The organism is Leisingera sp. F5, assembly GCF_001593695.1.
Window position 1 is genome coordinate 1 of sequence record NZ_LUKH01000264.1, and the last position, 3,232, is coordinate 3,232.

Consider the following 3,232-nt stretch of genomic DNA (forward strand, 5'->3'; position numbering starts at 1 on the left):
AGCATGGTGACCTGGTAGCCCAGGGAGTTGTGGAGATGGAAGCGCTGGTCAGTCATATTAATTGACATTGTCAACTATATTGCCGGAAAAGGCCAGCCGTATTTCTGCGCGCGTGCCTGCAGGCCTTGTGCTGCCAGGCAACTGATCCGGCCGCACCGGCTGTAAAGCTGGTTATCACGCTTTCCCGCCCGAACATTATGTGTATATATATTACCATTAAAATTTTTTAATCGAATTGGGATTCCGGATGCCAGCCCCCCGCGAGAACATGAGCTACAGGGATATCAAGCAGGTCGTTTTGGACCGGATCCAAAACAAGATCTGGGCGCCGGACAGCCTGCTGCCAAGCGAAACGGAACTGGCTGTTGAATTCTCGAGCACGCGCACCACTGTGAACCGAGCGCTGCGGGAACTGGCCGAAGAAGGCTATCTGGAACGCAAGCGGAAAGCCGGGACGCGGGTTTTGAATTCGCCGGTCCGCAAAGCCCAGTTCTCCATCCCCCTGGTGCGGGACGAAATCTCCGAAACCGGCGCCGCCTACCGGTATTCCCTGGTGGAACGCCGTATCATGCCCGCCCCGGCATGGCTGTCAGCCCGGCTTGACATCCCTCAAAAGCAGGAGGTTCTGCACCTTAGATGCATGCATTATGCCGGTAACGCGCCGTTCCAGTACGAAGTGCGCTGGGTGGTGACAGACAGCATCCCCGAGATTCTGGAGGCGGATTTCACCCAATCCGGTCCGAATGACTGGCTGGTGCAAAAGGTTCCCTTCACAAATCTTGAGCTGAGCTTCATGGCGACTAAGGCCGATCAGACAGTGTCCGACTTTCTGGACACTGCTTTGGGGGATCCGTTGTTCACGGCGGAAAGGATTACCTGGCTGCGCACCAAGCCCGTAACGCTGGCAAAGCTGTTTTTTGCTCCTGGATATAAAATGACAACACATCTGTGAGGTTTGCGCCTGCAACCTGCCGCTTAAGGCTGCCAGACTGCATCCTGGCCCTCACGGGTGATACTGGCGGACAGGGTCTTGAACTCGCTCTGCATAGTGCGGTCACGGAGAGCCTGCTGGGCATCCGGCCCGGGCGCATTTTTGCCGCTGCCACGGCAACCGCGCCGCTTCTGTCGAACTATGGTATCGCGAATATGGCGGTCAACCGTTTCGGATGGCCCGCCAGCACACCCCACGCGCGTATCACCAAACAGCGCACGATGGAGGTGCTGCGCAATCCGGGCACGATATCGAGGCGAAGGCCTATATGCATGCGGCCCGATCTTTGCCCCCCCTGGCATGAGCGGCGGCACCGGTTTTGAGGAGTTCCGCCTCTGGCGCGGCTTCCCATTGAGAAACCATGCCGGAGTCGGAAAAGAAGCGTACCGCAGTCCGCGATGCAATCGTCATTAAGAAGTTCGGCATCGGCACCCATGGAGTGGAAATGAATAAGCGGTGTAATTTCAACAGGGTGGCCACTGACGGCCAGATGGAGCCGGTCTTCGAACTGGACGCGGAACTGCATTGTCAGCCCACCGCCTGGCCGGATGCGCGGCTGCCGCAGGCCCGCCAAGGCCTTTCGCGGCCTGGGCCGGATGCTGTCAGGCGGCATGCAGGTGTTGCAGGTTGCGCCGCTTAAGCGCCTGGCGGGCCAGGTCGCCGTAAGCCCTGCGGACCAGCCCGCGGCCGTGTTCGCCGACCAACCCATGAACGGCAGCCAGTTCGGGGAAGAGGCCGAACAGTTCCCGCCTGTCTGCAGCGCACAACCCGCGGACTGCTTCGGGACCGGGCCAGAATGTCTCTGTTGCGATGCCTTCTGCGAAAATCACCTCATGCCGCTCAGTCATGAGATGCACATAGGTGACCGGAGCGGCTGTCCCGGTCTGTTGTGTGCAGTTTTTGTCAATTTCTGCCAGCAGTTTCGCAGACAGAAAGCTTTCGCCAAACTGCGTGCCTTGCCCAAAGGCCTTGGGGCCGGCTAACAGGCGATGCTGGGGGGACAGCAGCATTGGCCGCTCTGGAGTCAGCAAACCGCCCGGGCGGACGCAATACGGCCTCAGATGCGGGCGCTCCGCCAAGTCTGCCTGGCTCAGAGTGCGTTTGCCGACCCAGATAACTGGCTGGAACCCATTGTCGGCGGTTTGCAGCATGTCGCCCACCTGGATCCGGCCTGCGGGCACTGCGCCACGCTTGGTGGCGAGAAGAACATCCGACGTGAAACAAGGGATACCTGCAGAAATGAGCTGGGCTGTGGTTGTGATCTGCGAGGGGGCCACCCCCTCCAGAACAATCTTTTCACCTCCTGGAAACGTTAGCAGGGCATTGCCGGATCCATCGTCGGTTACGGAGACATCGCTGGTGCGAACAGCCCCGTCGGGTCCGGTGCCGCCGGTCAGATCGGAAACATCAAGCTGGTCGTTGAAAAAACCGTCGCTGTCATCATCGGCAATGCTGAAGTCGCTGACAGTGTCGATGCCGCCCGCCCCTGTCAGGATCAGCTCGTCATATCCCGCCCCGGTGGTAATAGAGTCGTTACCCGAACCAAGTGTGATCGTGTCATCGCCCGCGCCTGCGTCGATCGACACCCCGGCGCTGTCAGCCGAAGCATCCACAACATCCCCCTGATCCGTCAGCTTAAGCGCCTCGATCTCGGAAAAGGTAATCGTGTCGGAGCCGTCGGTGATCGTGCCGGCCTCATCGCCGGTGTAGGTGACCGTGACCCCGGTGGTGACCGCCGAGACATCGACCGTATCGAGGTCATTTCCCGCCTCGCCGCCGGTCAGAGTGTCATTGCCGAACCCGTCGGACATCTGGAACGTGTCAGCATCAGCCTCGCCGTGCATTTGATCGTCGCCGCTGCCGCCGACCAGCAGATCGTCATCGTTGCCGCCGTACATGGTATCGGCGCCGTCGCCTCCTTCTAGGGTGTCGTTGCCCTCGGTTGCGACGATGCTGTCGTCACCGGCGCCGCCAACCAGGCTGTCGTCACCGGCGGAGTTCCTCAGCGTGTCATTGCCCGCGCCGCCGATCAGCGTGTCATTGCCAAGACCGGTGGTCAGGCTGTCGTCGCCGTCGCCGCCTTCGATGTAGTCGTCGCCATCGCCCCCGGCGATCGTGTCGGCGCCGGTACCCCCGATCAGGGTGTCGTTGCCGAGCCCGCCATCCATCACATCGTCGCCGTCGCCGCCTTCCAGGCTGTCATGGCCTGACTCGCCGTACATCAGATCGTTGCCGCTGCCG

The 3,232-nt window shown here is 60.6% G+C and carries 3 protein-coding genes; 2 read left to right on the top strand and 1 reads right to left on the bottom strand.

Translation table 11 applies throughout. The features are described 5' to 3' along the window. The first annotated feature begins 247 nt into the window (after positions 1 to 247). Positions 248 to 952 (top strand): UTRA domain-containing protein, encoded by a 705-nt coding sequence (locus tag A2I95_RS28555; RefSeq protein ID WP_291735342.1) that lies wholly within the window; start codon positions 248 to 250, stop codon positions 950 to 952. A gap of 194 nt (positions 953 to 1,146) precedes the next feature. Then, the gene (locus A2I95_RS28560) at positions 1,147 to 1,314 is read left to right on the top strand and encodes a hypothetical protein (protein ID WP_291735346.1); all 168 of its coding nucleotides are present in this window, start codon (positions 1,147 to 1,149) and stop codon (positions 1,312 to 1,314) included. Between the two features lie 279 nt (positions 1,315 to 1,593). Here the strand turns inward: A2I95_RS28560 and A2I95_RS28565 are convergent. Further along, positions 1,594 to 3,232, bottom strand: a 1,639-nt coding sequence (locus A2I95_RS28565) for a Hint domain-containing protein (protein ID WP_291735343.1), incomplete at its 5' end; no start/stop codon positions are given.

What these genes read in the sequence shown, in the direction of transcription:
- A2I95_RS28560 (WP_291735346.1), top strand. Translation starts at nt 1,147, where the DNA reads ATGGCGGTCAACCGTTTCGGATGGCCCGCCAGCACACCCCACGCGCGT.
- A2I95_RS28555 (WP_291735342.1), top strand. Translation starts at nt 248, where the DNA reads ATGCCAGCCCCCCGCGAGAACATGAGCTACAGGGATATCAAGCAGGTC.